Genomic DNA, 21,508 nt, shown 5'->3' with positions numbered 1-21,508 from the left:
ACGCAGGTCCGGCCGCGCGCCACCGATCCTCGCGATACCTAATTTCAGATCCGCAAGCCGAACCTGATACCGTCATAGATGGCGGCATGGATGTTGCGCGAGGCGACCGCGTCGCCGATGCGGAACATCACGAAGCCGCCTTGCGGATTACGGGCTGGAAAGATGTCGCCACCGCTCACCAGACGCTCATAATCCACCGCGCCGCCATTCTTCGATAGTGGCTTCAGCGAGAGATAGAGATCATCGAGCGGCAGCGTGCCGTGCTCGACCACCACCTGGTCGACCCTGCGCTCGCCGCGCCAGCCATCGGCGAAATCCGATGCCAGTTCGGCGACCAGTTGATTGCCCTCGCGCCGCACCGAACGCAGCCGCGTGTTGATGGTGATGGTGACGCCCTTTTCCTGGAAGGCGCGCATGTAGGGCACATGGTTCATGCCGCCCATTTCCGGGGCAAAGAAACGCTCCGGCGATACGAGCTCGAGTTTCGAGCCGGCATTGGCGATCAGTTCGGCGGCGCCCATGCCCTGATGGCCGCCATTGTCGTCATAGAGCAGCACATTTTCGGCTGGCTTGACGCTGCCGGCCGTGATGTCCCAGCTCGAGGTGACAAGGTTGTCGCCGGCCGTCAGCGGCGGGTTCTGCGGCAGACCGCCGGTGGCGACCACCACCACGTCTGGTGATAGCGCCAGAACATCGTCCTTCTCCGCCCAGGTGTCGTAGCGGATCTCGACGCCGAGCCGGTCGAGTTCAGCCAGCCGCCAGTCGATGATACCGATCAGCTCCTTGCGGCGCGGGTTCTGCGTCGCCAATCGCACCTGGCCGCCGGCCTGGCTCGATGCTTCAAGCACCATCACCTTGTGGCCGCGCTCGGCCGCGACACGCGCAACCTCCAGCCCGCCGGCGCCGGCACCGACGACCACGATTTTCTGCTTCGGTCCTTCGGCCTTGACGATGATATGCGGGATTTCGGCCTCGCGGCCGGTCGCGGCATTGTGGACGCAGAGCGCTTCGCCGCCCTCATAGATGCGGTCGAGACAATAGGTAGCGCCCACGCACGGGCGGATCTCATGCTCGCGCCCCTCCATCACCTTTTTGATGATGTGTGGATCGGCGATATGGGCGCGGGTCATGCCGACCATGTCGAGCTTGCCGGTGGCGATGGCGTGGCGTGCGGTGGCGACGTCGGATATGCGCGCCGCATGGAAGGTCGGGAATTTCGTCGCCGCCCTCACCTCTCCGGCGAAATCGAGATGCGGCGAAGAGCGCATGCCGGCCACCGGGATGACCTTGGTCAACGCCGCATCGCTCTCGATCGAGCCACGAATGATGTTGAGGAAATCGACCTTGCCGGAGCTCGCCAGCCGCCTGGCGATCTCGATCCCCTCCGCCTTCGACAGGCCTTTCTCGAAATCTTCGTCGGCGACCATGCGGATGCCGACGACAAATTTCTCGCCGACCGCCGCCCTCACGGCGTCGAGCACCATGTTGGTGAAGCGCAAGCGGTTGTCGAGCGAGCCGCCGAACTCGTCGTCTCGATGGTTGGTGGCCGGCGACCAGAAGCCGTCCATCAGGTGGCCGTAGGATTCGAACTCGATGCCGTCGAGGCCGGCGGCCTCGCAGCGCTGGGCGGCCGAAGCATAGTCGGCCACGATGCGCTCGATGTCCCAGTCCTCGATCGTCTTCGGGAATGCGCGATGCGCCGGCTCACGCACCGGCGAGGCCGAGAGCACCGGCAGCCAGTCGGCCTTGTTCCAGCCGGTGCGGCGGCCGAGATGGGTGATCTGGATCATCACCCTGCAGTCATGCTCGTGGCAGGCGTCAGCGAGCTCGGCCAGCCACGGCACGATCCTGTCGTCATAGACATGCAGATTGCCGAAAGCGGCCGGGCTGTCGCGCGAGACGATCGCCGAGCCGGCGGTCATGGTCAGCGCCATGCCGCCCTTGGCCTTCTCTGCATGGTAGAGCCGGTAGCGCTGTTTCGGCATGCCGTCCTCGGAATAGGCCGGCTCATGGCTGGTCGACATGACCCGGTTCTTCAGCGTCAGGTGTTTGAGCTGGTAGGGCTGGAGAAGCGGATCGTTGCTGGTCATCGTCTTCCTGCGGTTTCAAATTGTGCTATGAGCGGCAAAATTCGTTTTCAAGCATGTCGTCCCGCACGCACTTCCGGGCGCATGCGACAAGGATTGCGCCCATGATCGACACCAAAACCCTCACCCAGCTCGGCGCGCACGTCGAGACGCCACGAAGCCCCGAAGCAGCGGTCCTGGAGACCGTACCGTTTTCGCGTGGTGACGGACCGCCGGCGATCGTGCGCTTCACCTGCCCGGAATTCACCTCGCTGTGCCCCGTCACCGGCCAGCCGGACTTCGCCCATATCGTCATCGACTACGCACCCGATGCGGCTCTGGTGGAATCGAAGTCGCTCAAGCTGTTCATGACCTCGTTTCGCAACCATGGCGCCTTCCATGAAGACTGCACCGTCATGATCGGCCGCCGCATCGTGGCGGCAACCAAGCCGCTGTGGTTGCGCATAGGCGGCTATTGGTATCCACGCGGCGGCATTCCGATCGATGTGTTCTGGCAAACCGGCGCTCCGCCCGAAGGCGCCTGGCTGCCCGACACCGGGGTGGCGCCCTATCGCGGGCGGGGTTAGTCTCCCGCTCATTCGCACTGATATTGACTGAGTGCCCATTCGCCGGTCACCGACAGCAGGTCCGATATCTTCCAGTCGCCGTCGACCCTCTTGAATTTCCATTCCAGCCGGTGCGGGTTGCCCGATATGACGAAGGCGACGATGACCTTGGCCTGGTCGCCGTTGATCGCCTCGAGCGTCTTCAGGCTCTTGTCGATCTCGGCCTTGTCGTAATCGGCATTGTCGAGCGCCATGTTGGGGTCGAGGCACTCGCCCTGCCCGGATTTGCGCAAGGCGTCGCTCTTGTCGAGCACGGTTTTGGCCGGATCGATGAAATGGCTGCGCTCGGCCGGATCGATCTCCAGCCCGACCTGATCGTAAAACGGCCGCACCACCGCTGTCGGGGATCCCGGCTGGACGGGTGCTGCCGGCGCTGCCTCGGCTGGCGACCATCCGACCGGCGGCGTTTTTGGTTCCACCCCGGTTCCGGGCGCATTTGCGGGCGGCGCCCCGCTGTTGCCCGGCGCAGCGTCAGCCGGGGCGTTTGCCGGCGGCGGACCCAACAAACCTTGGGCGTCGGCACCGCTCAGGCCCACCGCCAGCAGGCACATGGTCGACAGTGCCAGGAACGGGCGACGGGCCATCGCATTACTCCGGTGTCTGGCCGGCCATGCATTCCAGCGCGCTGAGCGTCCAGTCGCTGGTCTTGGAGGCGATGTCCGATATTTTCCACTTGCCGTCGATCTTCTTGAGCGACCAGACCATTTCACGTTTGGAATCGTCGCCTTCCGAAAAAAGGCTGAACGTCGCGGTAACCTCTGCGTTGTCGCCATCCAGCTTTTCAGACAGTTTCAGCGTTTTCGAGACGGTCTTCTGATCGAAATCCTGGGCGTCGAGACCAGGATCGAAATCGATGCAGGCAACCTGGTCCGGGTTCCTTTTCGTTGCCTGGTCGTTCAGGTCGAACAGTTTCGTCACCGGCTCGGTGAACCGGTCCCGATATTGTTCGTCGGCCTCGAACTTGACTGCCGGCACATAGAAGAACTTCACGGCGTTGGACGCCGGTCCGGCGACGGCGGCCGCCGGCAAGGCTATCGAAAGGGCGGCAGCGAGCACTGTCAGTCTCATGCAGAATCTCCGGCTTTTGATGGCTTGAGCCTATCAATACCACGTATCCTGCATATCGGCTTTTTTGCGGCTCATGAAGTCCTGCAGCGCCTTGTTTCAGCCGTCCAGCCAGACGTTCTGAAGGTCCATCTCGAATGTCTGGTGGACACCATAGTTCTTCACCTTCTTGTTCTGGTGGCTGTAGAGCTTCTGCCAGAACGGCTGAATAATGACGCCCGAATCCTGCAGGATCTGCTCGACATCCTTCATGACCTCGCGTCGTTTCTCCACGTCGATGAGCGATAGCGCCTGCTTGAGCTTGGCGTCGAAATCGGGGTTGGAATATGCCGATTCATTCCAGGCCTCGCCGGTGCGATAGCCGAGCGCCAGCACCTGGACGCCAAGTGGGCGCATGTACCAGATCGTCATCGAATAGGGATATTTCGTCCAGTCGTTCCAGAAGGTCGAACCCGGCAGCACCGTGCGCTTCACCTTGATCCCGGCATCGCGCAGCTGGCCGGCAATGGCGTCGCCGGTATTCTTCTGCCAATCGTCCTCGATGGTGATCAGCTCATGCTCGAAGTCAGCCTGTCCGGCTTCCGCCATCAGCTTCTTGGCGCCGGCGGCGTCGCGTGTCTTCTTGGGCAGCGGGTAGTATTCCGGATGGATCGGGGCAACGTGGTGGTTCTCGCCGGGGGTGCCTCGCCCGGCATACCCAAGTTGGAGGACCGCATTGTTATCGACCGCCATTTGCAGGGCGTTGCGCACCCGCTTGTCGTCGTAGGGCTTGTGAGTGATGTTGGTGCGGGCAACCAGCGTCGTCGCCGTCGCCACCTCCGATTTCACCAGATCCATCTTGTCGAGAATGTCGATGAAGTCGGCGGGCGACTCGAAATTGAGGTCGATCTCACCAGATTCGAACGCGTTCACGGTGGCGTTGAAATCGGTGCCGTAGTCGATGAACTCGACGCTGTCGAGCGGCGCCTCACCACCCCACCATTTGCCATTCTCACGACGCTTGACGACCGCCTTTTGGCCGACATCGTAGGAGACCAGTTCGAACGGTCCCGTGCCGATCGGCTTCTTGATCGGATCGGCACCGTCGGCATCGAAGCTGCGATGGACGACGAGCGCCGGATAGTCGGTGAAATTCGGGATCAGTGAAATGTCGGGTTCGCTTAGCTTCAGCTTGACAGTGTTGTCGTCGACCTTGGTGATCGCGCCATCCCTGGCCTTGCCGGTCTTTGCGTCGATCAGCGCGCCGACCCGGGCGGCCATGGAATTGCCGGCGACATTCTTCTCGCACCAGCGCGTCAGATTGTGAGCGACGTCATCGGCGTTGAAGGCATCTCCATTGTTCCATGTGATCCCCTTGCGCACATGCAGCACGTATTCGGTGGCGTCGTCGTTGATATCCCAGCTTTCGAGCAGGACCGGTTCGAAGGTGAACTGCCTGGTGTAGCGGACAAGCGGCTCCAGCCAGCAGCGCGAAATGTTCGCCAGTTCCACCCAGTCGTAGGTGCGCGGATCCTTCTGCCCCTTCACCGACATCGAGACGCGCAGCGTTCCGCCTTTCTTCGGCTCTTCGGCCAAGGCCCGACCCGGCACGGCAAGGCCGATCATGCCATAGGCAAGCGCCGTCGATGCGCCGAAGGCGCTTGCCAGCGCCAGGAACTCGCGCCGGTCGACACGACCCGCGCGAGCTTCGACCGCCATCGCCTCGATAGCGCTCGGCACGCGATCGCCACTGCTTCTGAAGAATGCCATTTTTTTCCTCCCGTCTGGTTCCCTTTGATCTTGGGTCTTCGTCTCAACTGACGCTGTCCGGCAGCTTCTCCTCGCGCCGCGCGATGAAATCCGTCAGGCCATCGGCGATGCCTTCGTCGAGCTTCGGCTCCTCGTAATCCGCCAGCATGTTGCGCGCCTTCTCGCGGCCGCGCGTATCGTGGTCCTTCGCCCCTTCTGCCTTCCACTGTTCGAACGAATTGAAGTCCATGATCGACGGCATGAAGAAGGCGGACTCGAAATGTTCCAGCGTATGCTGGGTGCCGAGGAAATGGCCCTGCGGTCCGACCTCGCGGATGGCCGCCATGGCTTCCTTGAAATCGTCGAACGGCAGACCGCCGGCATATTTGTACCAGCCGATGAGCTGTTCGCAGTCGGTGGCGAATTTCGAATAGCCGCAGGTCAGGCCGGCCTCGAGCCATCCCGCGGAGTGCCAGATGTAGTTGGCGCCGGCGAGGATGGCGGCATGCATCAGCATGTTCGCCTCGTAACCCGCCTGGGCGTCATTGAGCTTCGACCCGACATGGAAGCCGGACGTGCGCCACGGCAGCCGGTATTTGCGCGCCAGCGCTCCCATCAGATACATCATCTGCGCCGCCTCGGGCGTGCCGCCCATCGGAGCGCCGGTCTTCATGTCCACGGTGACCATGAACTGTCCGTAGATCTGCGGCGAACCCGGGCGCAGCAGCTGCGTGAAGGCGACGCCCGCCAGCGCTTCCGCATTGACCTGCGCGACTGCCCCGACGGCCGACGCCGAAGTCGAGGCGCCGCACAGTGCGAAGGGTGCGAGGATCAGTGGCTGGTTGCTTCGGGCATAGACCTTCATCGCGTCCAGCATGGTGGCGTCCCACACCAGCGGCGAATTGCAGTTGGTGATCGACACCAGGACCGGATTGTCGCGGACATAAGCCTCGCCGAACACGATGCCTGCCATCGCCATCGTGTCTTCCGCCCGCTCCTTGGACGTGACGATGCCCATGAACGGCTTGTCGGAATGCTTGAGCGCGGAATGGATGATGTGGAGGTGACGCTTCGGTACCGCGATTTCCATCGGCTCGCAAATGACCGAACTCGATGAATGCAGCGCCGGCGCCATGTAGGCGAGCTTGTGGAAATTGTTGAGGTCGGCCAGCGTGCCGTAGCGCCTGTTGTTGTCGAGATCGCGAACATAAGGCGCGCCATACATCGGCACGAAGATGGTATTGTTGCCGCCCACCCGCACCGTACGCTGCGGATTCCTCGCATTGAGCGTGAACTCCGACGGGACCTTCGATACCAGTTCCATCAAGAGGGCCCGGTCGATCCGCACACGAGTTTCCGAGACATCCGCACCCGCCGCCTTCCACAGTGCGATAGCCTCGTCGTCACGGAACTCGCATCCCACCTCTTCGAGGATCAAGAGCGACTCCTGGTGGATCAGCTCGACCGCCTCATCGGGAACCATCTGGTAGACGGGGATCTGGCGGACCAGGGTCGGGAACGAGGTTACGGGAGCTCCGCGCAGGGCCTTGCGCCCCAGGCGGCCGCCACTGCGGCGGTTGGCATGTTCAGTCACTTCAGGGGCCGGTGCGTTCATGGCAACTCCATTCCACTCAAGAGGGAGCCTAGCGCGACAAAATGGTGATGTGACGCTGGAAAATCCTGATCTCTTGTATAAGCTCAGCTTATGCGAAGCCTGCGCCACCTCTTGCCCTCGGCCGGCAGCCTGATCGTCTTCGAGGCGGCCGGGCGGCTGTCGAGCTTCACCGCCGCCGGGCGCGAGCTCGGCATGACGCAGGCCGCCGTCTCCTATGCCGTGCGAGGACTGGAAGAACAGCTTGGCGCCAAGCTGTTCCAGCGCCGCCACCGCCAGGTCATCCTGACCGAGGCCGGCGAGCGCTTCCACGCCGACGTTTCGCTCGGCCTTTCGCATATCCGCAAGTCGGCTGAGGATCTGCGCCTGCAGGCAAGCGGCGGCCATGTGACGCTGGCCGCGTCGACCGCCTTCGGTTCTTTCTGGATGATGCCGCGGCTGCAGCAGTTCCGCGACGAACTGCCGGGCATCGACCTGCGCATCCAGACCGCCGACCGCGACCTAGACATCATCGCGGAAGGCATTCCGCTCGGCGTGCGCGGCGGCGCGCCGCGGGACTGGCCGGACTATCACTCATTGCCGCTGGCCGACGAGGAGATATTTCCCGTCGCCGGCACCAGCTACGCGGCAAAGTTCGGCCTGCCCAAATCCGCTGCCGAACTGGCCACGCATCGCCTCATCCATCTGGAAGAGCCGTATCGCGAGGCGGCCAGTTGGGACGAATGGTTCCAGTCGGCCGGCGCCAATTTCAGCGATACCGCGCGCGGCCTGCGCATCAACGACTATGGCCTGGTGATCCAGGGCGTCATGGAAGGCCAAGGCATCGCTCTCGGCTGGCGGCATCTCGCCGAGCGGCTGCTGGCATCTGGCCTGCTGGTGCCGGTGACGGATCATGTGCTGAAGACCGGCAAGGCGTTCTATGTCGTCTGGCCGAAGAACCGGGAACTCAGCGACAACGCCCGCAAGGTGCGCGACTGGCTGGCGGAGCAAGCATAGTTCGTTTTCCACTGATCCACAATTTCTGCCCCTCCCGCACGACCCGAATCCGCCTATAGTGCTGCCATGCCCATCCGCCAGCTTTCAGAAACGATGATCAACCAGATCGCCGCCGGCGAAGTCATCGAGCGTCCGGCGAGCGTCGTCAAGGAACTGGTCGAGAATGCGCTCGATGCCGGTGCTTCGCGCGTCGAGATCGTCACAGCCGGCGGCGGGCTGAACCTGATCCGCGTCACCGATGACGGCTCCGGCATTCCCGAACGGGAGCTGGCGCTGGCGATCGCACGTCATTGCACCTCCAAGCTCACCGAGGATATCAACGACATCCGCTCACTCGGCTTCCGCGGCGAAGCGCTGCCGTCGATCGGCTCGGTGTCGCGACTTTCGATCCGCTCGCGCACGGCAGCAAGTGACAGCGCCGCCGAGATCGGCATCGAGGGTGGCCGCGTCCTGCCTGTCAGGCCGGCGGCGGCCAATCGCGGCACCACGGTCGAGGTGCGCGACCTGTTCTTCGCAACGCCGGCCCGATTAAAGTTCATGAAGGGCGAGCGCGCTGAAAGCTCGGCCACCAGCGATGTGGTCAAGCGCATCGCCATCGCCTTCCCCGCCGTGCGCTTCACGCTGGCCGGCTCGGACCGCTCGACGCTGGAATTGCCGGTGGCGGATGACAGCGCGGCAGGCAGCCTGCGCCGTGTCGCCCAGGTGATGGGCGCCGACTTTCCGGACAATTCTATTGCCCTCGACGCGATGCGCGATGGCGTACATCTGACCGGCCACGTGTCGATCCCGTCCTTCACCCGCGCCAACGCGCTGCAGCAATATGCCTATGTGAACGGCCGTCCGGTGCGCGACAAACTGATCGCCGGCGCCATACGCGGTGCCTATGCCGACGTCCTGCCGCGCGACCGCCATGCGGTGACGGTGCTGTTCCTGACGCTCGACCCAGCCATCGTCGACGTCAATGTCCATCCAGCCAAGGCCGATGTGCGCTTCCGCGATCCCGGCCTTGTGCGCGGACTGATCGTCGGGGGAATCCGACAGGCACTGGCCGATGCCGGCGTCCGCGCCGCCACCACGGGGGCCGCCGGCATGATGGCGGCGTTCCGGCCAGGGGCCGCATCCTACGGCCACGGCGGACCGGCAAACGGCCACCGCAGCTACGACGCGGCCTACCGCGCGTCGGGTTCGTCCGGCTTCGATCCCGCCCGGTCGTCGCAGCGGCCGCTCGATATGGGTTTCGAGGGTGCGGGCTTCGAGCAGCGCGGCTTGCGTGAAAACGAGCAAGCGGCTTTCGATGCCGGTCCGCTTGCCAGCGCCGATGCACGCGCAGGGCAGGATGAAGCGGCCGAGACCCTGCTCGGCGCGGTTCTGGGTGCGGCGCGCGCCCAGGTGCATGAGAACTACATCGTCGCCCAAACCAAGGATTCGCTCATCATCGTCGACCAGCATGCGGCGCATGAACGGCTGGTATACGAGGCGCTGAAGAATGCGCTGCACTCGCGCCCGGTGCCCTCGCAGATGCTGCTTCTGCCCGAGATCATCGACCTGCCGGAGGAGGATGCCGAGCGGCTTGCGCTGCATTCGGAAACGCTGGCCCGCTTCGGTCTCGGCATCGAGCGCTTCGGCCCCGGCGCCGTCGCGGTGCGCGAGACCCCGTCGATGCTCGGCGAAACCAATGTCCAGCAATTGGTGCGCGACCTCGCCGACGAGATCGCCGACAACGACACGATCGACACGCTGAAGGAGCGGCTGGACAGAATAGCCGCGACCATGGCCTGCCACGGCTCTGTGCGCTCCGGCCGCCTGCTCAAGGCCGAGGAGATGAACGCGCTGCTGCGGCAGATGGAGGCGACGCCCGGCTCGGGCACCTGCAACCACGGTCGCCCGACCTACATCGAACTCAAGCTGGCGGATATCGAACGGCTTTTCGGGCGGCGATAGCTGCGGACGGATTGCTGGCCTATCGCTTCCGCGCTCGAGGCCGGCAGGTCCCAGGCCGGCCGACAATGTGGTCACCCGCGATTTTCGCCTCGCGGCTTGAGCAGCGCGATCGCAGCCGCCGCCAGCAGGAGGATCGCCCCGGCGATTTCAGCCCAGCCGACCGCCTCGCCGAAGAGCCAGGCTCCTGCCGCTAAAGCGACAATCGGCGAAACGAAGGCGTAGAGCCCGGCACGCACCGTACCCCAGTCACGCATCAACACGAGATAGAGCGTATAGGCGACGATCGTGCCAAACAGCGACAGGAACAGCAGACTGCCGATGGCGGCCGGCGTGAGCAGCGCCTTGAGCGTCTCACCCGAGATCGGCTCCAGCACGAGCGACAGCGCAAGCAGTGCCACACCGCCGATCGCAGCCTGGACCATTGTCAGCGCCAGCGGTTTGACCGCGCCCACCAGCGGGCGCGAAACCACGCTGCCGACGCAGTAACAGGCTGTCGCAACGACGATCGCGGCGAGTCCGATGCCGCTCGAACCGCTTCCCGCGCCAAGCCGCGTCCAGAACAGCCCAATCAGCCCGATGCTGCCGATAGCGAGCGCGCAAGCGTGGCGCCAGGTCGGTCGCTCCTCGCCGGTAAATGCGGCAATCGCGAACAGCAGGATCGGGATCAGCGCCAGGTTGACCAGCCCCGACAATCCCGAGGGCACATGCTGCATTCCCCAGAAAAGCAGACCGTAGGTGCCGGTATTGACCAGCAATGCCGAGACCACCGTCCGCCCCGTTCGCCCGTGGGCGAATGCCGCGCCGGCTCCACGCACCGCTGCTGCCAGAAGCGCGGCGGTCAGCAAATAGCGTGCCGCCGCCAGCAGTAGCGGAGGCACGTCATTGAGACCGAGCTTGATCGCTGCCCAGGTCAGCCCCCAGATCAGCGACATCACCACGAAGAAGGCGAGATTGCGAACCACCAGATTCGCCGTTCAGCGCAGTCCCTGACGATCGACAAGTATCCGGTGGATGTCGATCCGCTCCGGCAGCTCGATCAGGAACTCGGCATCGCGGTCCAGATGATGGACTTTGGTCGGTTCGCCTTTGGTAAAGGCGGTCATCGCTTGCATGTCGGCCCAATACGAGATGGTTGTGAACCACGTCTCGTCACCTCGGTCTTCGCGCAGCAATTGGACGCCAAGCGCCGTCTTCTCGAGGGGCGGAATACCCTCGGCACGCAGGTATGGCTCATAGGCGTCGGCGATGTCGCGGCGGGTGCGACCGCGCCAGATGCGCGCGATGGTCGGTTTGGTCGGCATGAGGTTCTCCTTCAGTCAAGCGACAGCAACTGGACATAGCGGGGCGTCGGCTGGGGTCAGCCGCGAACACGAGCCAGGAAGTCGCGGACCAGCGGCAGCGCGTCGTCGAAATGTGTCTCGAGCAGCCAATGACCCGCCCCTTCGATCAGATGCAGTTCCGCATCGGGCAGATCGCGATGATAGGCCCGCACCGACGCTGCGGGCATATAGCCGTCCTCTGGCCCCCAAACGATCAGCGTCGGCGGATGGTGTTCACGCAAATAAGCCTGGTAGCGCGGGAACCAGGTGAGATTGGCTTCCAGCTTCTCCATCAGACCGACGGCGATCTGCCGACGAACCGGAGTGTTCATCAATGGCCAGTGAAGATTCCAGAGATCGGGCGGCACACGCGTGGCTACGTCGTCAGCCACTTCCCCGATGAACTCGGCCCGGAACCCGTCCTCGCTCACCGCAGCCTCGAGCGGACGGTGCTTGTCGGGCGTCTTGTCGGTCCACCAAGCTTTGATCGTGGCGTATTTGGGACCAAGCACGTCCTCGTAGATGTCGCCGTTCTGGATGATCAGGGCACTGATCCGCTCCGGGTGCGAGATCGCATGCCGGAGTCCTATCTGCGAGCCATAATCGTGCAGCCACAAGGCGTAGCGTTCGAGACCGAATTCATCGGCAAGCTTGGAAAGCACGTCGCAATAGGCGTCGAAATCATAGCCAAAGGCGGCCGGATCGGGTGTGCCACTGTATCCGAAGCCGGGCCAGTCGAATGCAATCGTTCGCCAACGGTCGGCGAGCGCCGGCATCAGTCGGCGGAATTGGAACGAAGAACAGGGATAGCCGTGCGGCAAGAGCAAGACAGGTGCTTCTGGGGGCCCCGCCTCGCGATAAAAAATGGATAGATCATCCAGTTGCAGGCGTCGGTGCGTCGTTGCACCCGGCATTCGGACCTCCGTCGAATAAACACCGGCTAAACGCCTTTGACCGAGGGATCGTTCCGAATGAGGGAAGCGGACGGCCGGATGACCAGCAAGGCGGGCCAAGGCGCAACTTTGCCCAGGAATAGCTCCGACTTAACAATTCATCTCTTCAAATTCACCACGATGACACCGCCCAGCGCCAGCGCGCCGCCGATTATGCCGAGCAGCGTGGGGACTTCGCCCAGCCAGAAGAAGCCGATCAGCGCGGACATCGGCGAGACCAGATAGAGGAAGTTGGAGGCACGTGCCGCCGGCAGACGCGACAGCGCGGTCGCCCAGGCGGCATAGGCGATGAGGCTGGGCACGATACCGAGAAAGATGACGGCGCCGAGGCCTGCCGTGTCGGCGACCGCCGCCTGCGAAAAGGCCGACGGCAGGAAGGGCGCCAAGCATAGTGCGCCGAGCACCATGTTCGAAGCCGAAATGGTCAACGGATGGTGGCGGGCAAACAGCGGCTTCTGGACGATTGTGTTGACGGCCGAGCACAAGGCCGAACCAAGCACCAGAAGAGCACCGGTGTTGAATGAGAGGCCGTGCCCGTCGGCCATGGCGATGACGCCAATGCCGGCGAAGGAAATCACCGTGCCGGCCCAGGCCATGCCCGAAAAACGTTCGCCCAACAGGACCATCGCCATGATGGCGGTGAAGATCGGGCTGACATTGATGATGAAGCCGGCGGCACCGGCAGAGACGGTCAGTTCGCCGAAATTGAGCATGACGGTGTAGAGCGCGACGAAGATGGCGCCGCCAAAGACCAGGCGCCACACTTCGTCGAGCCTTGGCAGCGCCGGGCGCTTGATGGCAAGGAAGATCGCCGCCGGCACTGCGGCGATGGCAAAGCGCAACGCGCCGAGTTCCAGCGGTCCGAAGGCCGCGAGACCGGCGCGGATGGCCGGAAAGGCGGAGGCCCAACCAACCACCGTCAGCGCCACCGCGATGGCTGCCGTGGTGTCCATCCGCTGTGTCGAATTCAACGTGCCCGTCATCCCACTCATCTCACCGCCCTCGTATTCTTCGGTCCTGAGAGGCAGAAAACGCCTTTTCACCCCGGTTGACAAACGACCAAATCAAGGATCACCTGTGACTATGGATCACAGCTCGGAGACAATGGTGCCGCTCGAAACGCTGCGCGCCTTCGATGCGGCGGCGCGGACAGGCAGCTTTTCGGCGGCCGCCGAAAAGCTCAATATCACCCATGGCGCCGTCAGCCGGCAGATCGCCAAGCTCGAGGACTGGCTGGGATTGAAAGTCTTCGACCGTGGTGCGCGCGGCGTCTCGCTGACGATCGAAGGCAACAGGCTGCATCTGCGCACGGCGGAAGCCTTTGCGCTGATCTCAACCCACTCCGACCGCTGGGTCGAGCCGCGTGGCACCGCCGTGGTGCGACTGACCTCGATCCCCTCGGTCAGCGGGCTGTGGCTGATGCCGCGCATGGCGGCGCTGGAGAACAACCCCTCCAAGCTGCGCATCGTGCTTGACGTCGACATCCGTCAGGCCGACCTTGCCGATGAGGGCATCGATCTCTCCATCCGCTGTGGCCGCGGCGGCATTCCGGGCCGCGTCTCGGTGCAGCTTTTCGAGGAACATGTCTTTCCCGTTGCCTCGCCCGAGCTTGCCCGCGAGATCGGCCTCGGAGACCCTGCCCGGCTGCTCAAATTTTCGCTGATCAACGATTCCGACGCGTCTGCCTGGCGCGCCTGGTTTGCCGCGCAAGGCATGGATTACCGCCCGCGCCCGCAGGACCGCCGCTTCGAGGACTACAATCTGGTGCTCGACGCCGCCGCCTATGGGCTCGGCATCGCGCTGGCACGCCCACCCCTGACCGGGCATCAATTAGAGTCGGGCCGCATCACGCCCGTAGATGAGCGCACGGCGCTCAACCCGGTGTCCTACTGGCTCGACCGGCCGATGGGTCGGCCGCGTGCCGCCGCGGCCGACCTCGCCCGCCGCATCGCTGCAGAGGCCGGGCTGGCGCCGGAAAAGATCGAGGCGTTTATCGAAGCCGAACGATAGGCCTTCCGGACATGTAGCGAGATACCAGCCGATTCGACGCTCAGCGAAGCAACAAGAGAACGAAGCCAAGGATCACGGTTCCCAGCAAACCGGCCATTATCGAAACAAAGCCAATTTTCACCAGCAGCTGCTCAGGGCTCGGCGCCGCACCATGGGATTGATTGGCCGCCCTGTGCCTGCCCGCCAATGTACCCGGGGCGGCAGCGTTGCGCGGGACTGGAACCTGCGGCGGGATCAGCGACAGCAATGACATCCCCGCAACCCTGGCGGCGGCATTGTCATTGGCCGTTGTCGAAAGCGGCAAGAAGGCTCGCAGCGTTTCGGCTTCGGGTTTTGCCTTTCTCGCCACGCCCGTTGCCAGCGCCGCCTCTTCGCCCGTCTCAAGCTGGGCAAGATAGGCATCGACGATGCCAGCCGATGCGATCTGCTGCGATTCGACGGCCATCGGCGCCGCCGGCAAAGTCAACAGCGCAGGCGCTGTCTGTTGCGCAAGCAGAGACGGCGCCGGCGGTTGGACCAGCGCCTTGACCAGTGCCGTGATGACTGGATCAGCCTGCCCCGAGGGCACGGCCTGCGGCGTCACCACTTCCCTAAGCAGGGCGGGAAGACGAGTGGAGGAAATGTCCATTGCGGCCCACCAACACCATTTTTCCCCTTCACAATAGGCGTTCAGCATTGTCTCAGGCTTGTCGCATGCTTGACCTTGCTCGCAATTTATGGCGATGAAATCCTCATGAACCCTGGCGTCCCCGCATGATGAACCGTTTCGAAGGCCCCGGCGGCAAGGAAGCCCGCATCCGCTATTTGGATGGCGACTTCCAGGTTACCAGTCCCGGCGCGTTCGTGCGCTGCGCGGTGACAGGCGAAAGCATTCCGCTCGACGAGTTGAAATACTGGAGCGTCGCCAGGCAAGAGCCCTACATCAGCGCCACCGCCTCGCTGCGCCGCGAAATCGAGATGCATCCGGAGCTGCGTAAGCGCGGTTAACCCTTCAGCTTGCGCTGGCGCCAGGCATCGAGCGTTTCGCCGATGATGCGCTCGGGAACATTGTCGAGCTCGAAAACCGTGTCGATCTCCAGCACCTCGAGCCGGTCGAGAAAGTGCTGTGAGGCGCCATGGCGCAGCCGGGCGGCGTCCTTGGCAGTGGTGATGAGCACCAGCCCTTCGGCGTGCGCGGTCGCCGCCAGCTCGGCAAGCTCGTCCTCGGCATAGAAATGATGGTCCGGAAACGGCCGCGTCAATGCCAGCTCGCCGCCGGCTTCGCGCACCGTGTCGAAGAATTTCTCGGGATGGCCGATACCGGCGAAGGCGAGGAACCGCTTGCCGGCAAGCCCCGCCTTGCCGCTCGGCTCTGTATGGGCCTCGAAGATCGGCCGGCCGGCGCGTGCCGCCTGGCGGACCACGCTATCGGCGGCGGTGCCCTCGCCCATTTTCAACAGCCCGCTGGTGAAGACCAGCTGGTCGACGATTTTGGCCCTGAGCGGCCCCCCGGGAATAACGCGGCCGTTGCCGATCCCATAGCGCGCATCGACGACGACCAGCGCATAGTCGATGTGGATGCGGGCGCTCTGGAAGCCATCGTCCATGATCAGGAAATCGCAGCCATGCCGTTCCAGCAGCAGCCGGGCGCCGGCGGCGCGGTTCGGTGTCACCGCCACCGGAGCGTGTTCGGCCAGCAGCAGCGGTTCGTCACCGACATGCCGGGCACTGTCATGGTCGATATCGACCACGTGCGGCTCGGCGAAGGAGCCGCCATGGCCGCGCGACAGGAAGCCAGGTTTCAGGTGCATGCGCTTGGCCTGTTGGGCGAGCGCGATGGCCACCGGTGTCTTGCCGGTGCCGCCAACCGTGAAATTGCCGATGCACAGAACGGGTGCTTCGATCTTCTCACGCCTGGCCCGCCGCATGCCGCGGCCGGCGGCGGCGGCATAGATGGCCGACAGCGGTGATAGCGCCAGGACCCGCCAGTCCGGCTCTTCCCACCAGAATGGTGGTGCTTCGGAGGCCACGCTAGCGCCCGTTCGCGCCCTTCAGGCGCGACTTGACGACCAGCGGCTGGATGTAGGGCTCGAGCGATTTCAGCGTGCGCGCCAGCGCACCGCGCATCTCGTCGACGGTCGCCACACCCGCCGCCATCATCTCGTGGCGCGCCACTTCGTTGGTCAGGAGAAAATTGACGGCGCCGGCCAGCATGTCGCGATCGCGCACCAGCTTGGCGCCGCCGCTGTCGAGGAGACGCTGGTAGGCCTCGCGAAAATTCTGCACATTGCGGCCGGCGAGAACCGCCGTGTCGAGCATGGCCGGCTCAAGCGGGTTCTGGCCACCCTCGGAGGTCAGCGAGCGGCCGACGAAGGCGATTTCCGTCAGCCGGAGATAGAGCCCCATCTCGCCGATCGTGTCGCCGAGCAATATGTCCGTGTCGGCAGCGATCCTGTCGCCCTTGCTGCGCCGCGCGACCTTCAGGCCCATGCCGGAAATCTGCGCCGCAAGCGCCTCGGCGCGATCGGGATGACGCGGAACGACGATCGTCAGAAGACCATGGTGACGTCGGTGCAGTGTCGCGTGGACTTCAGCTGCGACCACTTCCTCGCCGTCATGGGTCGAGATCGCCGCCCAGGTCGGGCGCGTGCCTATCTGCCGCCGCAGCGTCGCCAGCGTCCGTTCGTCGACGGGCGGCGGCGAAGTATCTACCTTGAGATTGCCCGACACGGTGACCGGCCGGGCGCCGAGAGCGAGAAACCGCTCGCCATCGACATCGGACTGCGCCACGACGTGAGCCAGGTTCTCGAACAACGCCTCGGCGATGTTGGCCCGTTTCTTCCACGACTTGAACGAGCGGTCGGACAGCCTGCCATTGACCAGCACCTGCGGCACGCGGCGCGCGCCAAGCTCGAGGATGGTCATCGGCCAGATCTCGGATTCGGCGATGATCGCCAGATCCGGCCGCCAGTGATCGAGGAACCGGCTGACCGCCGGCTTGAGATCGAGCGGCACATATTGATGGATGATCCGGTCACCGAGACGCTCGTCGGCGACCTGCGCCGAGGTGACGGTGCCGGTCGTCAGCACGATGTTGACGCCGTAGTCGAGAATGCTTTCAACCAGCGGCACGACGGCTATGGTCTCGCCGACGCTCGCGGCATGGATCCAGATCACCGGCCCGTCGGGGCGCGCGCGGCCGGCGACGCCATAGCGCTCGCGGCGGCGGTAGCGGTCTTCCTTGCCGCGCGAGGTGCGCCAGGCAACGTAGGGTCCGACCAGCGGATAGGCTGCCGCACCCGCGAACCGGTATGCCGACAGCATGGCCCGTGCCCAACGGCCGCTCATCGCGGGGCATCCACGAGACGGTAGGCCTCGGTGGTCGCAGCATTGAGCGCGGTCGTCACTTCCTGGCGCTTGCGCTCCATTTCGGCGTCATCGGCGCCGGCAGCCACGAAGATCGGCTGGCCGATGACGATCGACGAACGGCCGAACGGCAGGTTGATGGTGGTCTTGTCCCAGCTCTTCTCCAGCACCTTGCGGCGGCTAGTGGTGATGGCGACGGGCACAAGCGGCCGGCCCGAGAGCCGCGCCAGGAGAACGATGCCAAGCCCCGCGTCTCGCGGCGTACCGTGCGGAATGTCTGCGATCATGGCGACGTTCTTGCCGGCACTGAGCGACTTTTTCAGGGCGATAAGTGCTTTTGCCCCACCCTTGTCGAGGTGCCTGGCATTTTCCCGCCCGCCGGAGCCGCGCACCGCCTCGATGCCGAATTTTTCCAGCATCAGCGCGTTGAGTTCGGCATCGGCGCTGCGCGAAACCATGGCGACCAGCGGCTTGCGCTTGGGGTAATAGGCCGGCGTCAGCAGATGCTGGCCATGCCACAAGGCGATGATGCCAGGCTCGAACTCGGTATAGGCACCGCCCGAAAACCGTGCCGATCCCTCGACGACACGATTGGTGAGGCGCACGAAGCGGACGAACTGGGCGAACAGGCTGGCGATGGCGTTCTTGACGAATCGCGACTGCGCCAGCGGTTGGCGAATCTTGCGCCAGAAGGCCTTGGTCGTGCGGCTGCGTCCCCTGCCCGTGGGCGCGGCATCGCTTGCTGGCCCTTTCGCCAGGTCATGCTCCATCGAAGTCAACCGGCAGCCTTGTTGTCGGGGTCCAGCAGCCGGTGCAGATGAACGACGAAGTAACGCATGTGGGCGTTGTCCACGCTGGCTTGCGCCTTGGCTTTCCACGCCGTGTGCGCGGATTGATAGTCGGGATAGATGCCGACGATGTCGAGCCCCTCGAGATCGCGGAATTCGGTGCCGCCAAGCTTCTTCAGTTCGCCACCGAACACCAGATGCAAAAGCTGTTTCTTTCCGTCTTCCGCGGCCATGTCGGTCCTTCACATATCGTGAGTTTGTGACAGGTCTAGACCAAAGCCGCCGACTTTGGAACCTTTAGGGCGAGATGAATTCATCTCGCCTGGGAAAACCCTTTCACGCATCCAGCCCGGCAATGACGCCGGCGAGCACGGCCAGCAATTCACCGCTGCCGGCAGCAAGGGCGCCGTGACGGGTCACCTCGCCGGCATAGAGCGGAGCGCGACCATGCTGGTCGAGCAGCTGGCCGCCAGCCTCGCGCAGGATGAGGTCGGCCGCCGCAATGTCCCAGTCATGCGCGTTCGGCTTGACGAAGGTGGCGTCCAGCGCGCCATTGGCAATCATGGCCAGCCGATAGGCGAGCGAAGGGCTGTAGGGCGCCCGCTTCAGCCGCGCCTGCCATTCGGCCGGCATCAGGTCAGTCAACTGCTTCAGCCCGGAAATCTCGGCCGTATTGGCCAGCTTGCGCACCGCAATGCGCTTGCCGTTGCGGAAAGCGCCCTGGCCGGGCAGCGCCCAATAGGTCTCCTCCATCGCCGGGCATTCCAGCACGCCGGCAAGTGTGCGGCCATGCTCGACGACGGCGACGCTGACGCACCAGGTGCGCTGGCCTTCCAGAAAACCGCGCGTGCCGTCGATCGGATCGACGACGAAGGTGCGGTGTGCCGAAAGCCGAACCGGATCGTCGACCGTTTCTTCCGACAGCCAGCCATAGTCGGGCCGGGCCGCCAGCAGCGTTTCGCGCAGATAGGCGTCGGCGGCATGGTCGGCCTCGCTCACCGGCGATGTGCCGCCCTTCATCCAGACTTGCGGGCTGTTGCCGAAGTAGCGCATGGCGATGACCCCCGCCTCGCGGGCGGCATCGCGCAGCAGCGGCAAGTCTTCGGTGGCCCCGGCTATGGTGAGGTCATGCTCCGGCAAGGGTCATGCCTTCGATCAGGAGCGTCGGGGCCGCAGTGCCGAAATTGCGGTCGAGGTCATCGGCCGGCACCATGTTGAGGAACATGGTCCTCAGGTTCGAGGCGATGGTGACCTCGGCGACCGGATAGGCCAGTTCGCCATTCTCGATCCAGAAGCCCGAGGCGCCACGGCTGTATTCGCCGGTGACCATGTCGACACCCTGGCCGAACACCTCGGTGACGTAGAAGCCGGTCTTGAGCGATTTGATCAGCTCTTCGGGCGACCGCTCGCCCGGTTCGATGGCGAGATTGGTGGAGGATGGCGTGACGGAAGAGCCGCCCCGCGCGCCGCGGCCGTTGGTGACGAGGCCCAGTTCCCTTGCAGCCGAGGTCGACAGGAACCAGTGGTTGAGCACGCCCTTCTCGACCATCAACAGCTTTTCGCCTTCGACGCCTTCGCCGTCGAACGGCCGCGAGGCCTGGCCACGCAGCCGGAGCGGCTCGTCGGTGACGGTGATGGCGGATGCGGCCACCTGCTTGCCCATCATGTCACGCAGGAAGGACGTCTTGCGCGCCACCGAGGCACCGTTGATGGCACCGGCCAGATGGCCGGCGATGCCGCGCGCGACACGCGGGTCGAAGACCACGTCGACCGGCCCGGTCGCCGCCTTGCGCGCGCCAATGCGGCGCACGGCGCGTTCGCCGGCCTTGCGGCCGATGTCCTCGGGCGCATCGAGATCGGCGAAATGCTGGCGCGAGGAGAATTCATAGTCGCGCTCCATGCCGGTGCCTTCGCCGGCGATGACGCTGGCCGAGCGCGAGAAACGCGAGCCGACATAGTGGCCGAGGAAGCCGTGCGAGGTGGCCAGCACCAGGCCGCCAAGACCGGCGCCGGCGCTGGCGCCGGCCGAATTGGTGACGCCCTTGACGGCAAGGGCGGCCGATTCCGCCGCGAGTGCCGCCTCTTTCAACTGGTCGGCCGATACCTCGGTGGCGTCGAACAGGTCGAGATCGCGCGTCCGTTTGGCGAGCAATGCCGGGTCGGCCAGCCCTTGATAGGGATCCTGCGGTGACACTTTCGCCATCGCCACGGCGCGCTCGGCCAGTGTTTTCGGGTCGGACGCTGCCGTCGCGGAGACACTTGCCACGCGGCCGCCGACGAAAACGCGAAGCGCCACATCCTCGCTCTCGGAGGCTTCGGTAGCCTCGACCTTGCCGAGACGCACCGACACCCCGGTCGAGCGGCCGCGCACGGCCACCGCGTCGGCGGCATCGGCGCCGGCCTTTTTGGCAGCCTCGACCAGGGCCGCGACGCGGTCGGGCAATTTTGCTGCGTCTGATATATCGGTCATGCCTGAAATCCTGCTGGTGCGGCCGGTATGCGGCCGTTGCCCACCCATCTATTGTTCCAGTCCGGCTTGTGCAATGGCATAGGCTTCAATCAAAATGCGGTGCGGACGGTTCAAATCGCGAACCCTGTGACGCAAAATCAGTCTGCAGCCTGCACGGAGCATTTTCGATGACGCCTTTCCATCTCGCCTTCCCGGTCCGTGATCTCGATGAAACCCGCGTTTTCTATGGCGAGGTGCTGGGCTGTGCGATCGGCCGTTCATCGGCGACCTGGGTCGACTTCGATCTCTATGGCCACCAGATGTCGGCACATCTGCGGCCGCAGGCCGCACAGGCACCCAGTGACGGAAAGGTCGACGGCATTGTCGTGCCGATCCCGCATTTCGGCGCCGTGCTACTGATGGACGACTGGCAGCGCCTGGCGACACGGCTGGAGGCGCGCGACGACATCGACTGGCTGGAACGGCCGATGATCCGTTTCAAGGGCGAGCCGGGCGAACAGGCAACGCTGTTCATCCGCGACCCCTCGGGCAATGCCCTGGAATTCAAGGGTTTTCGCTCGCTGGAGCAGGTTTTCGCGCATTAGTCAGG

22 protein-coding genes are annotated in these 21,508 nt (G+C 64.3%); 6 read left to right on the top strand and 16 right to left on the bottom strand.

Features of this window, described 5'->3' with window-relative positions; all coding sequences use genetic code 11:
• Positions 1–44: 44 nt before the first annotated feature.
• Entirely contained in the window at positions 45–2,090 is a 2,046-nt protein-coding gene (locus EOA16_RS11435) for an NADH:flavin oxidoreductase (RefSeq protein WP_127258019.1), read from the bottom strand.
• Positions 2,091–2,191: 101 nt separating this feature from the next.
• Between EOA16_RS11435 and queF the strand changes: the two genes are divergently transcribed.
• Positions 2,192–2,653: a preQ(1) synthase gene (gene queF / locus EOA16_RS11430; protein WP_027042220.1), complete on the top strand. Its 462-nt coding sequence runs from the start codon at positions 2,192–2,194 to the stop codon at positions 2,651–2,653.
• A gap of 8 nt (positions 2,654–2,661) precedes the next feature.
• On the opposite strand, the gene EOA16_RS11425 is transcribed toward queF, so the two are convergent.
• The 4 genes from EOA16_RS11425 to EOA16_RS11410 form a co-directional block, all read right to left on the bottom strand.
• Complete coding sequence (locus EOA16_RS11425) at positions 2,662–3,276, bottom strand: hypothetical protein (RefSeq protein ID WP_127258017.1); 615 nt, start codon at positions 3,274–3,276, stop codon at positions 2,662–2,664.
• 4 nt (positions 3,277–3,280) lie between these two features.
• The gene (locus tag EOA16_RS11420; RefSeq protein ID WP_127258015.1) at positions 3,281–3,760 is read right to left on the bottom strand and encodes a DUF3828 domain-containing protein; all 480 of its coding nucleotides are present in this window, start codon (positions 3,758–3,760) and stop codon (positions 3,281–3,283) included.
• 96 nt (positions 3,761–3,856) lie between these two features.
• Entirely contained in the window at positions 3,857–5,506 is a 1,650-nt protein-coding gene (locus EOA16_RS11415; protein ID WP_127258013.1) for an ABC transporter substrate-binding protein, read from the bottom strand.
• Between the two features lie 43 nt (positions 5,507–5,549).
• Complete coding sequence (locus tag EOA16_RS11410) at positions 5,550–7,100, bottom strand: trimethylamine methyltransferase family protein (protein WP_127258011.1); 1,551 nt, start codon at positions 7,098–7,100, stop codon at positions 5,550–5,552.
• 90 nt (positions 7,101–7,190) lie between these two features.
• Between EOA16_RS11410 and EOA16_RS11405 the strand changes: the two genes are divergently transcribed.
• Complete coding sequence (locus tag EOA16_RS11405) at positions 7,191–8,093, top strand: LysR substrate-binding domain-containing protein (RefSeq protein WP_127258010.1); 903 nt, start codon at positions 7,191–7,193, stop codon at positions 8,091–8,093.
• A gap of 66 nt (positions 8,094–8,159) precedes the next feature.
• Complete coding sequence (gene mutL, locus EOA16_RS11400; protein ID WP_127258008.1) at positions 8,160–10,034, top strand: DNA mismatch repair endonuclease MutL; 1,875 nt, start codon at positions 8,160–8,162, stop codon at positions 10,032–10,034.
• A 71-nt stretch (positions 10,035–10,105) separates the two neighbouring features.
• Here the strand turns inward: mutL and EOA16_RS11395 are convergent, their stop codons facing one another.
• The 4 genes from EOA16_RS11395 to EOA16_RS11380 form a co-directional block, all read right to left on the bottom strand.
• Positions 10,106–10,996, bottom strand: coding sequence for an EamA family transporter (locus tag EOA16_RS11395; protein ID WP_127258006.1), 891 nt, complete (start codon positions 10,994–10,996; stop codon positions 10,106–10,108).
• 12 nt (positions 10,997–11,008) lie between these two features.
• Positions 11,009–11,335: a hypothetical protein gene (locus EOA16_RS11390; protein ID WP_127258004.1), complete on the bottom strand. Its 327-nt coding sequence runs from the start codon at positions 11,333–11,335 to the stop codon at positions 11,009–11,011.
• A gap of 56 nt (positions 11,336–11,391) precedes the next feature.
• The gene (locus EOA16_RS11385) at positions 11,392–12,267 is read right to left on the bottom strand and encodes an alpha/beta hydrolase (protein WP_127258002.1); all 876 of its coding nucleotides are present in this window, start codon (positions 12,265–12,267) and stop codon (positions 11,392–11,394) included.
• 137 nt (positions 12,268–12,404) lie between these two features.
• Positions 12,405–13,298, bottom strand: a complete 894-nt coding sequence (locus EOA16_RS11380) for a DMT family transporter (RefSeq protein WP_127258000.1) — start codon at positions 13,296–13,298, stop codon at positions 12,405–12,407.
• Between the two features lie 91 nt (positions 13,299–13,389).
• Here EOA16_RS11380 and EOA16_RS11375 point away from each other — a divergent pair, with 91 nt between their 5' ends.
• A complete protein-coding gene (locus EOA16_RS11375) occupies positions 13,390–14,316 on the top strand; it encodes a LysR family transcriptional regulator (protein ID WP_127257998.1) in 927 nt (308 codons plus the stop codon).
• Between the two features lie 40 nt (positions 14,317–14,356).
• On the opposite strand, the gene EOA16_RS11370 is transcribed toward EOA16_RS11375, so the two are convergent.
• The gene (locus EOA16_RS11370; protein WP_245455908.1) at positions 14,357–14,992 is read right to left on the bottom strand and encodes a hypothetical protein; all 636 of its coding nucleotides are present in this window, start codon (positions 14,990–14,992) and stop codon (positions 14,357–14,359) included.
• A 77-nt stretch (positions 14,993–15,069) separates the two neighbouring features.
• Here EOA16_RS11370 and EOA16_RS11365 point away from each other — a divergent pair, with 77 nt between their 5' ends.
• Positions 15,070–15,303 (top strand): DUF2093 domain-containing protein, encoded by a 234-nt coding sequence (locus EOA16_RS11365; protein WP_031213688.1) that lies wholly within the window; start codon positions 15,070–15,072, stop codon positions 15,301–15,303.
• Here EOA16_RS11365 and lpxK read toward each other — a convergent pair.
• The 6 genes from lpxK to EOA16_RS11335 form a co-directional block, all read right to left on the bottom strand.
• On the bottom strand, positions 15,300–16,325 hold the full coding sequence (lpxK, locus tag EOA16_RS11360) for a tetraacyldisaccharide 4'-kinase (protein ID WP_127257996.1): 1,026 nt from the start codon (positions 16,323–16,325) through the stop codon (positions 15,300–15,302). The genes EOA16_RS11365 and lpxK overlap by 4 nt on opposite strands.
• 1 nt (position 16,326) lies before the next feature.
• Positions 16,327–17,643, bottom strand: a complete 1,317-nt coding sequence (waaA, locus tag EOA16_RS11355; protein ID WP_127257994.1) for a lipid IV(A) 3-deoxy-D-manno-octulosonic acid transferase — start codon at positions 17,641–17,643, stop codon at positions 16,327–16,329.
• Complete coding sequence (locus EOA16_RS11350; RefSeq protein ID WP_127257992.1) at positions 17,640–18,431, bottom strand: lysophospholipid acyltransferase family protein; 792 nt, start codon at positions 18,429–18,431, stop codon at positions 17,640–17,642. The genes waaA and EOA16_RS11350 overlap by 4 nt, the downstream gene beginning before the upstream one ends.
• A gap of 5 nt (positions 18,432–18,436) precedes the next feature.
• Positions 18,437–18,682, bottom strand: coding sequence for a DUF4170 domain-containing protein (locus tag EOA16_RS11345; RefSeq protein WP_127257990.1), 246 nt, complete (start codon positions 18,680–18,682; stop codon positions 18,437–18,439).
• Between the two features lie 103 nt (positions 18,683–18,785).
• Positions 18,786–19,589, bottom strand: coding sequence for a 3'(2'),5'-bisphosphate nucleotidase CysQ (locus EOA16_RS11340; protein ID WP_127257988.1), 804 nt, complete (start codon positions 19,587–19,589; stop codon positions 18,786–18,788).
• Complete coding sequence (locus EOA16_RS11335; RefSeq protein WP_127257986.1) at positions 19,576–20,919, bottom strand: TldD/PmbA family protein; 1,344 nt, start codon at positions 20,917–20,919, stop codon at positions 19,576–19,578. The genes EOA16_RS11340 and EOA16_RS11335 overlap by 14 nt, the downstream gene beginning before the upstream one ends.
• A 167-nt stretch (positions 20,920–21,086) precedes the next feature.
• On the opposite strand from EOA16_RS11335, the gene EOA16_RS11330 reads away from it, so the two are divergent.
• Complete coding sequence (locus tag EOA16_RS11330; protein ID WP_127257984.1) at positions 21,087–21,503, top strand: VOC family protein; 417 nt, start codon at positions 21,087–21,089, stop codon at positions 21,501–21,503.
• The last annotated feature ends 5 nt before the right edge of the window (positions 21,504–21,508 follow it).

Origin of the sequence: Mesorhizobium sp. M7A.F.Ca.US.008.03.1.1, from assembly GCF_003997495.1 — a bacterium.
GTDB lineage: Bacteria > Pseudomonadota > Alphaproteobacteria > Rhizobiales > Rhizobiaceae > Mesorhizobium.
Note: the sequence above shows the minus strand (reverse complement) of the source record. Positions and strands in the feature narration are given on the sequence as shown.

Bases quoted from the DNA above. Each gene is read 5' to 3' on its own strand.
- waaA (WP_127257994.1), bottom strand. From the start codon at position 17,643: ATGAGCGGCCGTTGGGCACGGGCCATGCTGTCGGCATACCGGTTCGCG.
- EOA16_RS11385 (WP_127258002.1), bottom strand. From the start codon at position 12,267: ATGCCGGGTGCAACGACGCACCGACGCCTGCAACTGGATGATCTATCC.
- EOA16_RS11370 (WP_245455908.1), bottom strand. From the start codon at position 14,992: ATGCTGAACGCCTATTGTGAAGGGGAAAAATGGTGTTGGTGGGCCGCA.
- EOA16_RS11335 (WP_127257986.1), bottom strand. From the start codon at position 20,919: ATGACCGATATATCAGACGCAGCAAAATTGCCCGACCGCGTCGCGGCC.
- EOA16_RS11380 (WP_127258000.1), bottom strand. From the start codon at position 13,298: ATGAGTGGGATGACGGGCACGTTGAATTCGACACAGCGGATGGACACC.
- queF (WP_027042220.1), top strand. From the start codon at position 2,192: ATGATCGACACCAAAACCCTCACCCAGCTCGGCGCGCACGTCGAGACG.
- EOA16_RS11425 (WP_127258017.1), bottom strand. From the start codon at position 3,276: ATGGCCCGTCGCCCGTTCCTGGCACTGTCGACCATGTGCCTGCTGGCG.
- mutL (WP_127258008.1), top strand. From the start codon at position 8,160: ATGCCCATCCGCCAGCTTTCAGAAACGATGATCAACCAGATCGCCGCC.
- EOA16_RS11390 (WP_127258004.1), bottom strand. From the start codon at position 11,335: ATGCCGACCAAACCGACCATCGCGCGCATCTGGCGCGGTCGCACCCGC.
- EOA16_RS11415 (WP_127258013.1), bottom strand. From the start codon at position 5,506: ATGGCATTCTTCAGAAGCAGTGGCGATCGCGTGCCGAGCGCTATCGAG.
- EOA16_RS11350 (WP_127257992.1), bottom strand. From the start codon at position 18,431: ATGGAGCATGACCTGGCGAAAGGGCCAGCAAGCGATGCCGCGCCCACG.
- EOA16_RS11410 (WP_127258011.1), bottom strand. From the start codon at position 7,100: ATGAACGCACCGGCCCCTGAAGTGACTGAACATGCCAACCGCCGCAGT.
- EOA16_RS11405 (WP_127258010.1), top strand. From the start codon at position 7,191: ATGCGAAGCCTGCGCCACCTCTTGCCCTCGGCCGGCAGCCTGATCGTC.
- EOA16_RS11420 (WP_127258015.1), bottom strand. From the start codon at position 3,760: ATGAGACTGACAGTGCTCGCTGCCGCCCTTTCGATAGCCTTGCCGGCG.
- EOA16_RS11330 (WP_127257984.1), top strand. From the start codon at position 21,087: ATGACGCCTTTCCATCTCGCCTTCCCGGTCCGTGATCTCGATGAAACC.
- EOA16_RS11375 (WP_127257998.1), top strand. From the start codon at position 13,390: ATGGATCACAGCTCGGAGACAATGGTGCCGCTCGAAACGCTGCGCGCC.
- EOA16_RS11435 (WP_127258019.1), bottom strand. From the start codon at position 2,090: ATGACCAGCAACGATCCGCTTCTCCAGCCCTACCAGCTCAAACACCTG.
- EOA16_RS11365 (WP_031213688.1), top strand. From the start codon at position 15,070: ATGATGAACCGTTTCGAAGGCCCCGGCGGCAAGGAAGCCCGCATCCGC.
- EOA16_RS11345 (WP_127257990.1), bottom strand. From the start codon at position 18,682: ATGGCCGCGGAAGACGGAAAGAAACAGCTTTTGCATCTGGTGTTCGGT.